Source organism: Moorena sp. SIO4G3 (genome assembly GCF_010692305.1).
Classification (GTDB): Bacteria; Cyanobacteriota; Cyanobacteriia; order Cyanobacteriales; family Coleofasciculaceae; genus Moorena; species Moorena producens_A.
The window spans coordinates 1-15,149 of record NZ_JAAHIG010000084.1; the positions used below are offsets into that span (position 1 = coordinate 1).

9 protein-coding genes and 3 pseudogenes are annotated in these 15,149 nt (G+C 43.5%); 7 read left to right on the forward strand and 5 right to left on the reverse strand.

From position 1 onward, the window contains the following. Positions 1 to 125: 125 nt before the first annotated feature. The 5 genes and pseudogenes from F6J99_RS16805 to F6J99_RS16830 form a co-directional block, all read left to right on the forward strand. Positions 126 to 677 (forward strand): annotated as a pseudogene (locus F6J99_RS16805) (transposase); the annotation flags it as partial. 551 nt (positions 678 to 1,228) lie between these two features. Next, positions 1,229 to 1,312, forward strand: a pseudogene (locus tag F6J99_RS16810) (hypothetical protein); the annotation flags it as partial. 553 nt (positions 1,313 to 1,865) lie between these two features. Next, on the forward strand, positions 1,866 to 2,069 hold the full coding sequence (locus F6J99_RS16815) for a reverse transcriptase N-terminal domain-containing protein (RefSeq protein WP_293113917.1): 204 nt from the start codon (positions 1,866 to 1,868) through the stop codon (positions 2,067 to 2,069). 62 nt (positions 2,070 to 2,131) lie between these two features. Beyond that, a pseudogene (locus F6J99_RS45615) lies at positions 2,132 to 3,589 on the forward strand (reverse transcriptase domain-containing protein); the annotation flags it as partial. Between the two features lie 592 nt (positions 3,590 to 4,181). Beyond that, positions 4,182 to 4,718: a retropepsin-like aspartic protease gene (locus F6J99_RS16830; RefSeq protein ID WP_293113919.1), complete on the forward strand. Its 537-nt coding sequence runs from the start codon at positions 4,182 to 4,184 to the stop codon at positions 4,716 to 4,718. On the opposite strand, the gene F6J99_RS16835 is transcribed toward F6J99_RS16830, so the two are convergent. Together F6J99_RS16835 and F6J99_RS16840 are read right to left on the reverse strand one after the other, a co-directional pair. After that, complete coding sequence (locus tag F6J99_RS16835; RefSeq protein ID WP_293113920.1) at positions 4,696 to 7,509, reverse strand: VIT domain-containing protein; 2,814 nt, start codon at positions 7,507 to 7,509, stop codon at positions 4,696 to 4,698. The two genes, F6J99_RS16830 and F6J99_RS16835, sit on opposite strands and share 23 nt — an antisense overlap. 139 nt (positions 7,510 to 7,648) lie before the next feature. Continuing rightward, positions 7,649 to 7,837 (reverse strand): CPXCG motif-containing cysteine-rich protein, encoded by a 189-nt coding sequence (locus F6J99_RS16840; protein WP_070392182.1) that lies wholly within the window; start codon positions 7,835 to 7,837, stop codon positions 7,649 to 7,651. 206 nt (positions 7,838 to 8,043) lie between these two features. Between F6J99_RS16840 and F6J99_RS16845 the strand changes: the two genes are divergently transcribed. Both F6J99_RS16845 and F6J99_RS16850 read left to right on the forward strand, forming a co-directional pair. Then, positions 8,044 to 8,514, forward strand: coding sequence for a GNAT family N-acetyltransferase (locus F6J99_RS16845; RefSeq protein ID WP_293113921.1), 471 nt, complete (start codon positions 8,044 to 8,046; stop codon positions 8,512 to 8,514). A gap of 142 nt (positions 8,515 to 8,656) precedes the next feature. Then, on the forward strand, positions 8,657 to 9,046 hold the full coding sequence (locus F6J99_RS16850) for a hypothetical protein (RefSeq protein ID WP_293113922.1): 390 nt from the start codon (positions 8,657 to 8,659) through the stop codon (positions 9,044 to 9,046). A 1,094-nt stretch (positions 9,047 to 10,140) separates the two neighbouring features. On the opposite strand, the gene F6J99_RS16855 is transcribed toward F6J99_RS16850, so the two are convergent. The 3 genes from F6J99_RS16855 to F6J99_RS16865 all read right to left on the reverse strand — a co-directional run bounded on the left by F6J99_RS16855 (position 10,141) and on the right by F6J99_RS16865 (position 15,136). Further along, positions 10,141 to 11,472 (reverse strand): cytochrome P450, encoded by a 1,332-nt coding sequence (locus F6J99_RS16855; protein ID WP_293113923.1) that lies wholly within the window; start codon positions 11,470 to 11,472, stop codon positions 10,141 to 10,143. Positions 11,473 to 11,582: 110 nt separating this feature from the next. Beyond that, positions 11,583 to 13,190 (reverse strand): thioesterase domain-containing protein, encoded by a 1,608-nt coding sequence (locus F6J99_RS16860; RefSeq protein ID WP_365973502.1) that lies wholly within the window; start codon positions 13,188 to 13,190, stop codon positions 11,583 to 11,585. Further along, a complete protein-coding gene (locus F6J99_RS16865) occupies positions 13,187 to 15,136 on the reverse strand; it encodes an amino acid adenylation domain-containing protein (protein ID WP_293113926.1) in 1,950 nt (649 codons plus the stop codon). The genes F6J99_RS16860 and F6J99_RS16865 overlap by 4 nt, the downstream gene beginning before the upstream one ends. Between the last annotated feature and the right edge of the window lie 13 nt (positions 15,137 to 15,149).

The window sequence follows — 15,149 nt, forward strand, 5'->3', positions numbered from 1 at the left end:
ATTCATTGGAGCAAGTCTATTGACAAGCCGAGAGGTTGAGAGAATCTAGGAGCCGTATGAGGGGAAACTTTCACGTATGGCTTTGGAGCGGAGGTGCCTGGGCTAATCCCCAGCATCGACCGTAATCGCTGTCCATTCAAGACGATTCTGTTCCTGATGTTATCCCAGTAGATAGCGTTTCTAATCCTGTCGGGATAGACATGGGTCTCAAGTCGTTCTTAATAAAATCTGATGGTTCCGAGGTACCAATCCCTCAATACTATCGGAAAGCTCAAAAACGACTAAAGAAAATCCAGAAAGCTGTCAGCAGATCCAAGAAAGGCAGTAATAATAGAAAGAAAGCTGTCGTCAAACTGGGAAAAGCTCACAAAAAAGTAGCCGACACTAGAAAAGATTTCCATTTCAAGACAGCGAAAGAGCTTCTAGATAGTCATGATTTGGTAGCTCATGAAAAATTAAATATTAAGGGTTTGGCGAGGACTAAAATAGCCAAATCCATCCTAGATGCTGGTTGGGGTCAATTTCTGTCTATCCTGTCAACCAAAGCCGTTCGCGTAGCGTGGCCTACGGCCTTAAATGCTGGGTTGGTCACGAAAGCAGTAAACCCCAGGAATACCAGCCAAAACTGCTCCAATTGTGGCAAAAAGGTACCAAAGAAACTAAAAGACCGCATTCATTACGGAACTCCCAAAGCTGAAAGCCCCGTGTTTTTAAACCGGGGATGAAAGCTCATAGCGACTTTAGTCGCCGTAAAAAGGACTTCTATCAAAAAGTTGACACTACGTTAGCGCCATAGTATAATCAAAGTATAGGGTACAGGCTGAAAAACCGAGGCTGAGCCGGGAGAGAGACCCGTAACTTATTGACCTAAAAGTAGTAATGCCCGGAGGGTAGGGAAAATCCTCCTTAAAAACCCAACCATCGACTACCAATCGGTGTGTGAACCCAGCAAGACACAACTTGAGAAAACAATGGTACGGCGGGGCACGCCGGAACCTACGTGAAACAGGGAAGCAACGGACTCTATAAGGCACTTCTCAATAAGTAGCTAAACGCTTAGGGAGACCAGCCCGCTGGGTCTTTCGTAAACTAAACTAAAATCTTAGTCTTGACGGGATTTCGGTTTAGGTACTGCCGCAAGGATACGAAGGTTTAAGGCCGGTCGTAGATCTAAGAATCCCCGTCTTTTTAAAGCGGGGAGTGTCAATGCCCACATTGTGGATACACAGCAGATAGAGATGTGAACGCGGCAATTAATATATTAAATTTGGCGGTGGGGCATCCCGTCGGTAGTAGTGCGGCTCGTTCCTAATAGGAGCCTCTCGTAGTAGAGAGGGGTATGATTAGGGGGATTCGCGAGGTATAACCTCAAAATCCTAACTATCCTAAAGATGTGGGTGAAAGTCCCACCCTTGGAGAGACAAGTGACTCCCTATCTGACCACACCGAGTGAGCGGCAACTCACAGAGTGACGCTGGTAACAGGGCGCAATCAGTTGACCAAAAGCAGGTAGCAACACGCTTAGCTAACGGGGAGGCGACATGGTCTAAGTAGTTCTAGAAAAGTGTCTAAGGCGGCAACCACAACCTGAATAAAACATGTGGAAGAAATTCTCTACTCTCACGGAGTTGTTACTACGATATCCGTAATCTCTGAGAGGATAATAGGCAAATTGAACTGACCTAAATCGCCAAAACAATCTTCAGGATGGAACGAGTAAAAACGACAGCAACGATAGGTCTGGGAAATGGTCGAAACCCCGGTAAACTATGCCAAGTCTAATCCCTACTGTCGGGTAAGATGTGCTCAAAACTGGGCACGGGTTCTCAGAATATGTTCAACCAAAGTAGAGTATGGTTAGACCCATGAATAAACATAGCGAACTATGGAAAAGTCAGAAGTGGAAGAAACTCCGCCAAAACTTATTCCGCCTACAAAGAAGAATATATAAAGCAGTTCAAGCTGGCGACTTGAGGAAAGCTCGGTCTTTACAGAAACTGGTTATGAAATCCCGTTCAGCTCAACTTTTGGCCGGAGATGAAACCTTAGAAGAGTGGAGCCTTAATTAATAATTTTTAACCCTTTTGCGCAAGAACCTCAAACTGTAAAGGCTCCACTCTTCTTGCGGTAACTTCTAACCGTTCGTCAAGTGACTCAGCTAAATCAGGGAAAACGCACTGCCGGAGTTGACGGAAAGGAAAGCCTCAACTACCGAGAGCGAATCGAGTTGGTAAATAAGCTGAACCACTATGGCCACACCTGGTTTCACAGTGGACTAAGGGAAGTACCAATCCCTAAAAAGAATGGGAAAATCCGAATGCTCAAAATACCAACCATCGCTGACAGAGCATGGCAATGCCTAGTAAAATATACCCTCGAACCTGCACAGGAAGCTATCTTTCACGCTCGGAGTTACGGGTTTAGGACTGGGCGAAGTGCGCATGATGCCCAAATGTACGTATTCACTAACCTGAATAAAGGAAAAAAGGGCATCACCAAAAGGGTAATTGAACTAGACATCAAGAAGTGTTTTGACCGCATCTCTCACGAATCCATCATGGATAGGTTGATAGCACCAGCGCATGTGAAGATAGGGGTCTTCAGATGTTTAAAAGCTGGCACCAGCCCAGAATTCCCTGAACAAGGAACCCCACAGGGAGGAGTGGTCAGCCCCCTTCTAGCCAATATCGCACTTGATGGAATAGAAGAAATCCATCCATCCGTCCGCTATGCGGACGACATGGTGATATTTTTGAAACCAAAAGATGACGCAGGGAAAATCCTTAGAAAAATAGAACTTTTTCTAGAAGAACGAGGTCTCAAAATCAGTCAAGAGAAGACCAAGATAACCAAAACGACAGACGGATTTGACTTCCTATGAAGTTACCGTAAGAATAAAGAAGCCTTTACAGGGGACAGACTATGCAAAAAAGGGTTAAAAATTATTAATTAAGGCTTCTTTATTCTAAGGTTTCGTCTCCTTGGCTGGCATATGCGAGTCAAGACAAGCGGAACACTCCAATGTAGACCCTCAGCGGACAATCATAGGAAAATACGCGAGAAGATTAAAACCGTAGTCAACAGCTCGAATTATGGTGCTAAGGTCAAAGCCAAAAAACTAGCCCCCATTGTAAGAGGATGGCGAAATTATCACAAATGGTGTGATATGAGCAATTCTCGGGACAGTCTATGGTTCCTCGAAAAAGCGGCGAAAAAGAAATTCCTCAAGGAAAAGAAAGTGAACCGCTATGAAGCAGTGGAACTATGTAAAAAGGCATTCCCCACAGTAAGGACGAAACGTTTCGGACACACTATGGTCGCAGGGACTAAGTCCCCCTATGATGGAGACTTAGTCCATTGGAGCAGACGGAAAAGTAAGCTCTACGACAATCATACGTCCAGGGCTTTGAAACGACAAAACCATTCCTGTGAATATTGCGGATTAATGTTCAATTGCGACGAATCTGTACATCTCCACCACATTGATGGAAACCACGACAATTGGAAGCTAAAGAACTTAGTAGCAGTTCATCAAAGCTGCCACCAGCAAATTCACTGGAGCCTGCCGTTAGGCAAGCCGAGAGGTTGAGAGAATCTAGGAGCCGTGTGAGGTGAAAGTCTCACGCACGGCTTTGAAGGAGAGGTGCTCCGGATAATACCGGACATCGACTCTAATAAGCTTTCCGAGCAACCGTTCGCGTAGCGTCGGGCAAAGCCCGATAGCGTTGGCTGGAGTTGGAAAGAAGCCCACACTCAACCTGAAAAGGTGAGTGTGGGAGTATGTCACGTATTAGCTATAAACTCTATCTATAAGTAGTGTTGGTTTAAGAGTTTCCCTGGGTAATCTAGGATTAGGCGATAATTAGGGCTTGCTGATTAACTCTCATGCGCATTGACAGATAAAGGTTTTCGCCTTTTTGGTTCGAAAAAAGTGCAAGCAAATCGGTCCAAAAAGCTCAAAAAGTTAGGATTTTGGGCAGACAAGGGCAGAAAAATCAAGGGAGAATTCTTCGGACTACCTTCTATATAATTCTCCTAACTCCTGACTCCTGACTCCTGACTCCTGACTCAATCCCTTACCAAAAGACTTTTTCAGCAAACCCTAATTACCGATTCAGCCTTCAGCCTTAATACTTACTAACAGTTTGTACTAATCAAAAATACTGGAGTAGATAAATCAGGTGAAACCCTATTTACCAATCCAACTATTAACAACATTATTTGTAATCACAACCAGCACCCTGACTCCTGCTGTTTCTAACGCTCAAATCGATTTACCCTGTTTCATGCGGGATGCCAATGGCAATCTGATTGACCTTGGCAAACTTTGCGGCATTTCAAAGCAAAACAGTTCAGGAGTGATTACAATCCCGATCAAACGTCGAGTCTATAACACTCCTGTGATTGATGTCACTTTTAATGGTAAACGAACCTTTGAAATGGTGGTTGATACAGGAGCATCCGTCGTGACAATTACCCCAAAAATGGCAAAAGCTTTGGCATTGAAGCCAGAAGGAACTGCCACGATGGATACAGCTAATGGTACAGTTGACGTACCCCTGGGTCGCTTGACCTCCGCTGCCGCAGGAGGGATTGTGGCTAACAACCTACTAGTTGCTGTTAGTCCATCCCTGTCAATTGGACTGCTAGGACACAATTTCTATCAAGATTATGATCTCACGATTAAGCAAGATGTCATTGAGTTGCACCTTCGGTAATCCGTAAGGTTAAACACACGCTCTTGACAGAGGTTTGGGGAACTCGCCAACAAGAAAGCGATCGCTTAATCAAATCAATCATTTGGGATTCCGTCAGGGTAGAGGCTGCTTCATCCCACATCACCCTGATCACGCGACCTCTACGCACTAGGAACTCGAAGACAATTTCACCAGCTACCCCTAGGGGTAGGTTCAACCGTTGCAGGTGTTGAGTTAAACAAGTTGTTCCTATTTCATCTAATCCCTTAACTCTGACCAACTGTAACCTGTGATGGCTGATTGCCGCTGAGCTTAATATCTCTGACTTCACCTTTTGAATCAATCTAGGACAGACCAAGGTCAATTCAAAATTATTCAATTCCAAATTATCTGGTGATTGATTGGCTAAATAGTCCTCATTGATAATTTTTGATTCCTGATGACTATAATAGAGATTATCATTAGGATTTTTTCTATCCTGAAGTGTCTTAGAAGTAATATACTCCTGAGGGATAATTTCTGATGCCTTACCGGCAGCATAGAGATTATCATTATCATTGGTTAGCTGAGATTTGTGGTACCTGTTTTGCCTATACTCTGACTGTTGAATCCAAGCTTTGGTTTTAACCCCTAATTTCCTATATTCACTTATTGGTAGGACAGACCTTGGGATAGGAGAAGACCAGGTGTTGGGAGAAGACAAGGGAGAGAGGGAAAACAGTAACGATCGGTTGATCTTAGAGTTCTTTGGTGTCCCCTTTTTCCCCTGGTCATGAGGCAATAATTTGGAATTGATGTCAATTCCTGCTTGTCTCCTGCTCCCCTTATCCTCTGCTCTCAACCCTGAACGCCACTTTTGTAGCCTGAGTCTATCCTGAATTGCACTAGCAAAAGTACTTTTGATCATGCCTTCCCAGTTAACTCCTTCTGGGATTGTTACTGGTACTTGCATCGATATGAGGTGGCTTTCACCTGCAACCGGTACCTGATCACTGACAGCAACAAAAGCGGTGTACTGGCACAATAGTTGATAACTCAACGCTGTTTCCGTCACTGCCTCTACCCCAGCTTTAGTTTCACAGCTCAACATTTGCTGCATCAAGTGTTTAATCCTTGCTCTACCCCAAAGCTGGGCAATGGCTGGATTGTCGGCTTGATCGAAATTGAGGTTAAATCTTTTCTCGTAGTAACTACCATCGACCCTAGTAGCCGTAATTCTGAGAGCACTAGTAGGGGTTTTCAAGTTGCTAACCTGCAACTGTTCTGCCTGGAACTCTTGAATGGGAGAAATACGTCCACAGATAACCAAAGGCTGCTGGGTAAATAGATCCGGAGTGCGATTGGGATAAATTATTGCTTCCCCTGAGCCTTCCCAGGTAACGTGAATATTGGTTAGCACTGGGTTATTAATTTGACGGAAAAACTGTTCCGCTACTGCTTCAGTTGGTTCATCTTGACGCACGATTCTAGCTATTCCCCGTCCAATTTCAGCTAAGCGATTCAGCAGAAAGCGGTTCGGAGAACTGCCGACACCAAAGCTATAGATGCGATTTCCAGGTTTAAGCTGTTGCTGTACTTCTGCTAGTACCTGATTCTCATTGCTAATGTAGCCATCACTTAGCAGTACAATACTCCGTAGTCGTCCCTCTGGTGCAGCTGGTAAATTCAGCAAGTTACGAATACCTTTGAGTAAATAAGTACCACCGTTGGCTTTTAATTGATTGATGTAGTTAATCGCCTTTCTACAGTTTTGGGGGGTATTCGATAAGGGTTTGGTAGATAGCTGGGTAGCAGTATCTGAAATATCAATAATGGTAAAGGTATCCTTGGGATTGAGTCCATTAATAAACCGACGCATCAATTCCTGAGACTTTAGCAGAGGATCCCCCATTTGAGAACCAGAGGTATCGATTAAGAACACCACATCCTTTGGCACAATCTCATCGATGCTATAGTCCAACGCGGGGATAAGATACACAGCAAAATGATTGCCCCGTTGATCTGCGTGGGTAAGTACTGTTGTCTGAGTTTGCTCCTTGGCAATCCCATAGCGTAGAATCAGGTCTTTGTTGGGAATCGTATCTTCCTGACTCAGTTTGACCCGCAGGATTTGCCCCTTTTGTTCAATGTTGAGTTGTTCAATGTTAATCTGATGGGAGGTAGAACAAACCTCTGTAATTGCTACTCCAGCGTCAATATCGATAGTTACTCCAATGTCATGACCTGAGCGCATGTCTGGCGGAATCAAGGGTGGAGTGATTCGGGAAGCATCGGGAACGCAGTCAGTATCGCCACTCTCATCAATGGGAGTACCAGGGATGAAACGGGGGCCAACTACCATTGGGAAGACAAATTCATAATTACCCCCCTGGAACTGTAGCTGATCGGTATAGCGAAGGGTGACCTCAATTTGCTCCCCTGGTTTAATGTGAGCTAGAGATTGAGTAAAAATATTATCCCGTTCTTGCTCTAAGAGTCCCGCAGTCCGCCCCTGACTGCAAGCTTGCTCGTAGATAGTTTGAGCGTCTTCCCGTTTTTTGATATTGCCCTCAATTATGCGATCGCTTAATTTAATCTCCATCTCATCCACCGCCGCTTGATCTGGTAGTGGAAATATATAGACCGCTTCTAAGGGTTCGCTGAAAGGATTATCAAAGGTCTGTGTCACCTCTACCCGTGAGATGTGACCAGTGATTTTGGCATAAACCTCTGTATGTTTCAGAGGAAATACCGAGTGTTCCTCCTCTTCGTTAACGTATAGTCCCCCTAGCAACTGCTTGGAGCATAATAGCGCATGAGTGGGCATGGGCATTTACCTTAAGATTGAGCAAATGGGTGAGCTTCGCTACTGTCCCTATCAGTAGCAAGGTCCTTGGTAGACGCACCATGCTAGCCACAAATCTCATCATAAATCCTTACCAAGAGTGAACTTGGGTCAATCTGCCTTTTAGTTAGCCATCATAATCGCTGTCAATCTCAATATCGAGAGTTTCTTGATCCACCCTTACATACAAAATGTTTGGATGACAGCAGACTTGACAATCTTCGATATAGGATTGCTGTTCACCAGCGCTTAGATCTACAAAGGTCAAATTGGTTTCACCACAATAGGCACAGGAATATTGAGCAGTCTCTTGCATTCAGTCAGAATTTTCTTTGAGTGTAGCAATAATTGTATTGGGTCAGCGCTGACGGAGATCACAACTAACCTATGAAATTGGTAACTGATAAATTGACATGCTGAGGGTCTGTTGTTGACTGGTTGTTTGTTGAGGTTTGACGGTTGACGGTTGACGGTTGACGCTTGATGGTCAACCATGAACAAAAATTCAATTCACAACAGCTGATGACTAAACCATCTCCATCCTTACCACCAGGATGCATTTTCCGGCCTGCCTGTGCTCAGGATACCTGGGCAATTCTTAAATTAATTCTGATTGCTAAACTAGAGCCTACCCAGTTACGTTGGACTCAGTTTCGGGTGATTGAATTTGAGGGGCGTGTGGTGGCTTGTGGACAATTGCGCAACTTTCCCGATGCCCAAGAATTGGGGAGTTTGGTTGTGGCACCTAAGTGGCGCAATCAGGGCTTGGGGAGTTATCTTATGGAAAATCTAATCAAAGAGGCAACTCAGCCTCTTTATCTCGAATGCATGGGTTGGCTGACGCCATTTTACACCCGTTTCGGTTTTGTGTCAGTATCCTGGCAAGACTTACCCAAATCCCTGAAATTTAAGTTTGGCTTATCCAAACTAGCCACTACACTATTCCGTATTCCTCTATCCATAATGACCTACCAATCAAAGGATGAAGGCTGAAAGTTTAAGATGGAAAGTTGAAGGCTGAAAGCAAAAGGGCTGAATTTTGCTATCCATGGCTTTTGTCTTCACACTTCATCCTTTGTATCCAGCTATTGTATGCAGCTATAAAATAAGCAGTATTGGAAGCAGCCAGCCGCCTATGGCAACCGCCGCATTTTTTCAAGGTATATTAGGAGCTTCGAGCTTGGGATTGGGAGCCTTAGTTGGAGTTTTCTGGCAGCCAAACCGCACTGTTTCTGCTGCCATCATGGCATTTGGTAGTGGTACCTTAATTTGTGCGATCGCATTTGAAATCACCATACCTGCTTACGAAAATGGTGGATTTTTACCCCTCCTACTAGGATTCCTAGCGGGGGGTAGCCTGTTTACTGGAATTACCACATATATCGACCAGCAGGGTGGTTTCCTACGCAAACCTGCCTCTATTCGTCGCTATTTCATTGAACATACTCAGGAACAGGTATCTGATTTACTCAATCCCATTGCCCACGTGGAGGTGATGCCAAATATTCCCTCCCAGGAAAAGTAAGCTATAGTTCCCTACCTCAAACCAGTCTATGCTCAACCTGGAGACATTCTTTGTCAGGAGGGAGCCCCTGGTGATCACCTCTATATGATTGTATGATTGTGGACGGAAAAGCGGAAGTCTTCAGAGGTGAAAAATTAATCAATACTAGGACTTACGCAACTGGCACAATTAATGGTGGGTCTAGACCACGACGATGGTCTAATAACTAAACTATAGACATAGTAATGTCGGGACGTTTTAGTTGGTTAATTAAGTAATTGGAAAAGAGCCCATGCTTAATTTTATCAATTGTTTGACCACTTTTATAAGCCAAATTTTTTAGTCTGAGCCAAACTAAAATAGCGCAAGCAATATGGTTTCTTTGAATACGACCCTTACGACATTGGCATGATTCAATACCAGTCAATTGTTTTAATTCCCGGTGAAACTCCTCAACCTTCCGATGACAGACTTGACTAAATTATAGTACCAATTTACTATAATTTACGGCGTACGCACTGTGCCAGTTGCGTAACTTATGAGTTACTCAGAATGTTTCAATAACGATCTCTTATACACCAATATTTATCAATTTATTTTCGACTTGGAATACAACATTTTTCAAGTGGAAATACATCAATAAATATTTATTATTTGTCAATCTATATACTAGGGCACCTTTACAGGCATATGATGATGGATCGTAAGGTTTGTCGTCAAATTAAAAGTACTTTTGAATAACGACATCGTTATCACCAAAACTTGGTAAATTTTGTAATTTAATCCAAGTATTTATCATTAAGTAATCGCTAGTTAAAACTGGTATAAAAGTATATATTTCGCGAAGCTCATTTATTGTTTTTATAACATCATAATGTTTTAACATAGTCCGTAATCGTCCCATAATAAGGACTCATACCAAATCCTTTTCCCATACCCCCCTTATCCGCATAGCCCTACATTACTGACATACAAAGATTTAGTCGATATTCATAAAGGGGTTTTGACAAGCGGATTTGGTATCAAACTTACGATTGTGTTATCAAACTTTGAAAGCCGACACTCACCATCTACAGTACCATTCGTTATTAATTCTAGGTTTTTCAGAATAGCTTTTAGGCAGGAATGAGATATATTGGGGATGGTGCAACAGTAAAAGTGCTACGTACAGGTTTAGGAAAACGGTTATTGGGTAGGGCTAGTTTTACGTTAGTGAGAATCCTAGCCAGGATTAATTTCATTTCAAACAAAGACAACGCATATCCAATACACCGACGACTTCCGCCACCAAAAGCCACAAATTCATAAGCAGAAAACTGTCGCTCCAAAAAACGCTCTGGTCTAAAATGATTCGGTTCTGGATATAAATCTTCTTGCCTGTGAGTTAAATATGTGCAAGGCAAAATGAATGTACCTGGTTCAAATTGGTAGCCCATAATTTCTACAGGCTTTTGGGCAATACGAAACGATGCCAAAATAACGGGGGGGTATATACGTAGGCTCTCGTGACAGACGGCATTCAAATAGGGAAGCTTAGTAATCGCACTTGAATCTGGATTATCGCCAAGAGTTTCTAATTCAGCCATAAGCTTCTCATAGACCTCTGGCAAGCGGTGAATCCAGTACAAAGCCCATGTTATGCTTATAGAAGTAGTTTCATGACCTGCTATTAATAATGTAATTAAATTGTCACGCATTTCCTCATCTGTCATCGGCTCGCCTTGCTCGTCGCGAGCACTCATCATTAAGCTAAGGATATCTTGACCTAATAACGCTGGATTATCCCGACGTCGCTTAATTTCAGCATAAATTATGTCATCAACCTGCTGGCGAAGGCGCACAAAACGCCCCCATAAACTCCAAGGCCCCCAATCTTGCTGTAGGGTATGGAAGTAAAAAATGATAGAGGCCCAAGGATTGCTCGACAACTTCAGCTGTGAAATCAATGTTTGCTTAAGCTGTTGAAAGCTCGCTTCCTCATTTACCCCAAAAATAGCACGGATAATGAATTGCAGTGAGATATCTTGGATGGAACCCTGAACGTCAAAGCGTTCTCCTTTTTTCCACTGCGTCATTTGTTGCTGAGTAATGTCACAAATCAACTGGCTATAAGCTCGCATCCGATCGCCATGAAAAGCGGGCATTAACATTTGTTTTAGACGTCTGTGAGGATCGCCATCTATCGTGGTTAGTGCAGTTTTACCTGAAAAAGTCTCTGGTAACTCTTGCATAGCTTCGGCTGTCTTAAAGGTTTGTGGGCTGGCTGTAAATAGCGCCTTCATGCCTTGGGGATGACTGACAACCACCGTTGGAGGATAGTTCAAAAAACCTATTGTAAAGATACCTCCATAGCGTTTAGCACAATCCTCTAAGTAATTGAGAGGATTAACTATGAGATTAATAGACTGTAGCAAGGCTGGGGTTTTTGGGCCATCAGGAAATTTCATGATTCTTCTCCTATTTTTGTATTTATGGACGGGTTTATAACTTAAGCCGGGATAAATTTAACGGTGTTGTGGAGTGCTGATTGCCCCACAACACCGCCTTAAAAATAAGCCTACGGACGACCCATAGGGTTAGCTGTTTGTGCTTTTTCTAAGGAGGATTTTAACTTTTCGGCTAGAGCACCAATGTATGGCTCTGTCATAATTGTCAGATGGTCTCCTGGAACAGGATGAAGTTCTACTTCTCCAGCAGAAAACTCACTCCATCCCCACATTGGATCGTTTTTTCTATTGTCGTAAAGCAGCCTATAAATATCCACACTAGGAGCAAGTTCTATCGGCACTTCGTCACTAGCTCGAAAGAGAGTAATCTGAGTTGGACAAACCTCCTGTGGAACGTAGCAAGAAGCATTTTGACTTGCTCTCGCCACTTTAATCAGACCGCGAATTTGCTTAACTCCTGTTTCAGGAGGGAAAATATTGACCTTCTGAAATTGCTCGTTAACATAATTTAATTGCTCATCAAAAGTCAGCTGTTGGAGAAACTCGTATGATACATCAATGTTTTTTCCAAACATACGACCAAATATGCCACCAATGCTGGTCAACATTTTTGCACTATTCCAATCTGTATCTAGCTTATGGCTGCCAGGCTTTGGTCGCTCTGTATCTGGTGCATGCATATCTAGAATAGCTAATAGAGCTACTTCATTTCCGTGCTTTTGTAATTGCTGGGCGACTTCAAAAGCCACTAATGCACCAAAGGAATGCCCCCCTAAAAAGTAAGGACCTTCCGGTTGAATGGACTTTATTAATCCAATGTAGTGGGCCGCCATATCCTCGACTCGCGTAAAAGGTTCTGATTCTCCATCAAGACCAACAGCTTGCAAAGCATAGAACGGTTGCTCTTGACCTAAATAGCGCGACAAATGATAAAAGTACAGAACATTACCCCCTCCTCCGGCTATGCAGAAGAAGGGAGGCTGATAACCAGACGTTTGAATGGGTACTAGCGGAGACCAAGAAATATGGTCCGATTCCTCCCGGAGAACTGTTGCTAGTTTCTCAATGGTCTGACCTTGAAATAAAGTTGCTAAAGATAAATTTCTTTGAAACTGCTCTTCAATTTGAGCCATCAAGCGAATGGCAACAATAGAATCGCCCCCAAGGTCGAAAAAGTTACTTTGGACTCCCACTGGGAAAACATTAAGAACCTCTGACCAAATTTGGGTGAGTTTTAGTTCTACAAGATCCCGAGGAGCCACAAAGGTTTCTTCCTCCAGATCGTGGAGATTATCAGGCACAGGGAGAGCCCGACGGTCAATCTTACCATTCGCAGATAACGGTAGAGCATCGAGTAACATCAACTTGCTTGGGAGCATATAGTCGGGCAAGTGTAATTGTAGATGCTTACGCAACTGAGAAATCGGATCAGAACCACCAGATGATTTGGCAGGAGAGACTGAAGAGGTTAGCCACTGTTGAGCTTGGGCTGGCTCGATTTTTCCACCTACAAAGCTATAAAGTAGCATTTGATGGGAGTCTAGCTTAAACAAATGGCTTAACTGTTGGAAATCTAAATTCCCGATCGGACACAAACCAATACCAAACTCAGGAGCCGCAGTCATCAACAATTGCCCAATATGGCCTGCCTCCAGCAAGCAAAATCTTTCTGCTAATTCCCCATACATAGGCGTGATAGCATCAAGTTTGGCAATCAGTCACTTGTTGAAAAAGCAGCTTGTTCAACAAGTGACTGATTGCCGCCGTAAATGTTATCTCCTTCAGCATTAGTTAGTGTACTGATAAAAACTAAGCGATGTTGTCGAGGACAATAATAATAAATCCCTGCTTCAACTCCAGTTAAACGCTCAGACTTTATCATCAGATAACTCTGAACTGGATAAAGATTCCCTGCTGAAGGATAAAGATATTTCGGCAGCGGTTTATCCGCTAAACTTAACTGACGCAAGCAGCTTAAAAACTGGCTAAACTCTGGCAACTCCAATGGTTGCTGTTGAAAATGTCGATAACTTTGTCGCTGGAAATAAGCTTGGGTTAGGGCTTCCTCATCAATATCCAAAGGCAAATCTATACCCTTATTCGTTGAGTCCAGGTTCCTTAGACCAGGTTGCTTGAGCTTAAACTCAATTCGTTCAACTGGGTCAGTGATTATCCCCTCTTTTTCACTAGGATAATAAGCTTCTGGCAACTTTGGTTGCGTTTCTGAGGGCACAATATAAGCTACAATTTTCTTCCTGTCTCTTGAGTCGGCGATCGCATTCACCACAGCCTTATTCACTAAGGAATTCCGCATTAGTGTTGCTTCAATTTCTCCCAACTCAATTCGATAACCATTAATTTTTACCTGAAAATCTTCCCGGCCAAGGAACTCAATATTTCCATCAGGTAGATAGCGTCCTAAATCTCCCGTTTTGTATAATCGCTCCTGGGTCAGAGGATGACGAATAAAGTGCTTGGCTGTTTTTTCGTCATCTTTCCAGTAGCCTTGTGCCAATCCCAGCCCACCTATATAAATCTGTCCTGGAACCCACACCGGAGCAGGTTCCATCCATTGATTCAGGACATGCATGGTTTGATTACCAAGGGGTTTCCCATAAGGAATACTCCGCCAGTTAGGGTCAACTTCTCCTATCGGATAATAAATCGACCAAATTGAAGCTTCTGTTGCTCCACCTAAGCTCACTACTTCTATACCTGTCCAGATAGCTTTGATTTGCTGCGGTAAATTCAACGGTATCCAGTCACCCGATAACAAAGCAAGTCGTAGTGGATGATGCTGTGGTGTGGATTGGGCTGAAGTGTACTCTACTAACATCTGCATCAGTGCAGGCACTGAGTTCCAAACCGTAACATGGTGCCCATTGATTAACGAGAGCCAATGTGCGGGATCTTTAGCTTTTGCTGCAGTTGGTATAACAATTGTGCCTCCTGCTGCTAAGGTGCCAAAAATGTCATACACGGACAGGTCGAAATTTAAAGCAGAAACTGCGAGAACTCGGTCATCAGCCGTAACACCAAAGCGCTGATTAATGTCGATAATTGTATTAACCGCTCCTTGATGGTCAATCATCACACCCTTAGGGATGCCCGTCGAACCAGAGGTATAGATGATATAAGCTAAATCCCCAGACTGGTGCAATCTTTCTAAGGTTCTCTGGACTCCTATGTGAGGGTTATACTCAACATATACACACTCAATTTCTTCTGGCCACGAAAGACTTTGGTACAGTGCCTCTTGAGTGACAACCAACTGGATTTGTGCTTGTGTTAAAAGCGACCACTGACGTTGTTGTGGCAACCCTGGATCGATCGGTATATAGGTGCAACCAGCCATCAATACTCCCAGCACGGCAACAATCTGTTCCCATCCCTTGTTCATAACTACAGCGATGTGAGTGCCTGTAGTTGCTCCTAGTGACCGCAACTGGTGTCCTAGCTTGACAGCATGTTGGTATAACTGTTCGTAAGTTAGGCATAATTCTGGTGCGATCGCAGCAAGTGATGCTCCTCTTTGTTTCACCTGTTGCACAAACAAACCATCCAATGTCTGCTCAGAAGTTACGGTCTTAAGTTGATTAACCTGGTTTAGTTTTTGTATAACCTCTAGCTGCTGTGGTGGAAGCAGAGTCGGATATTTTTCCATCCAGATTTTCTGA

Excerpts from the sequence above, each read along its gene's own strand:
- F6J99_RS16845 (WP_293113921.1), top strand. The coding sequence starts at position 8,044 with ATGACTAAACCATCTCCATCCTTACCACCAGGATGCATTTTCCGGCCT.
- F6J99_RS16815 (WP_293113917.1), top strand. The coding sequence starts at position 1,866 with ATGAATAAACATAGCGAACTATGGAAAAGTCAGAAGTGGAAGAAACTC.
- F6J99_RS16835 (WP_293113920.1), bottom strand. The coding sequence starts at position 7,509 with ATGCCCATGCCCACTCATGCGCTATTATGCTCCAAGCAGTTGCTAGGG.
- F6J99_RS16850 (WP_293113922.1), top strand. The coding sequence starts at position 8,657 with ATGGCAACCGCCGCATTTTTTCAAGGTATATTAGGAGCTTCGAGCTTG.
- F6J99_RS16865 (WP_293113926.1), bottom strand. The coding sequence starts at position 15,136 with ATGGAAAAATATCCGACTCTGCTTCCACCACAGCAGCTAGAGGTTATA.
- F6J99_RS16855 (WP_293113923.1), bottom strand. The coding sequence starts at position 11,472 with ATGAAATTTCCTGATGGCCCAAAAACCCCAGCCTTGCTACAGTCTATT.
- F6J99_RS16840 (WP_070392182.1), bottom strand. The coding sequence starts at position 7,837 with ATGCAAGAGACTGCTCAATATTCCTGTGCCTATTGTGGTGAAACCAAT.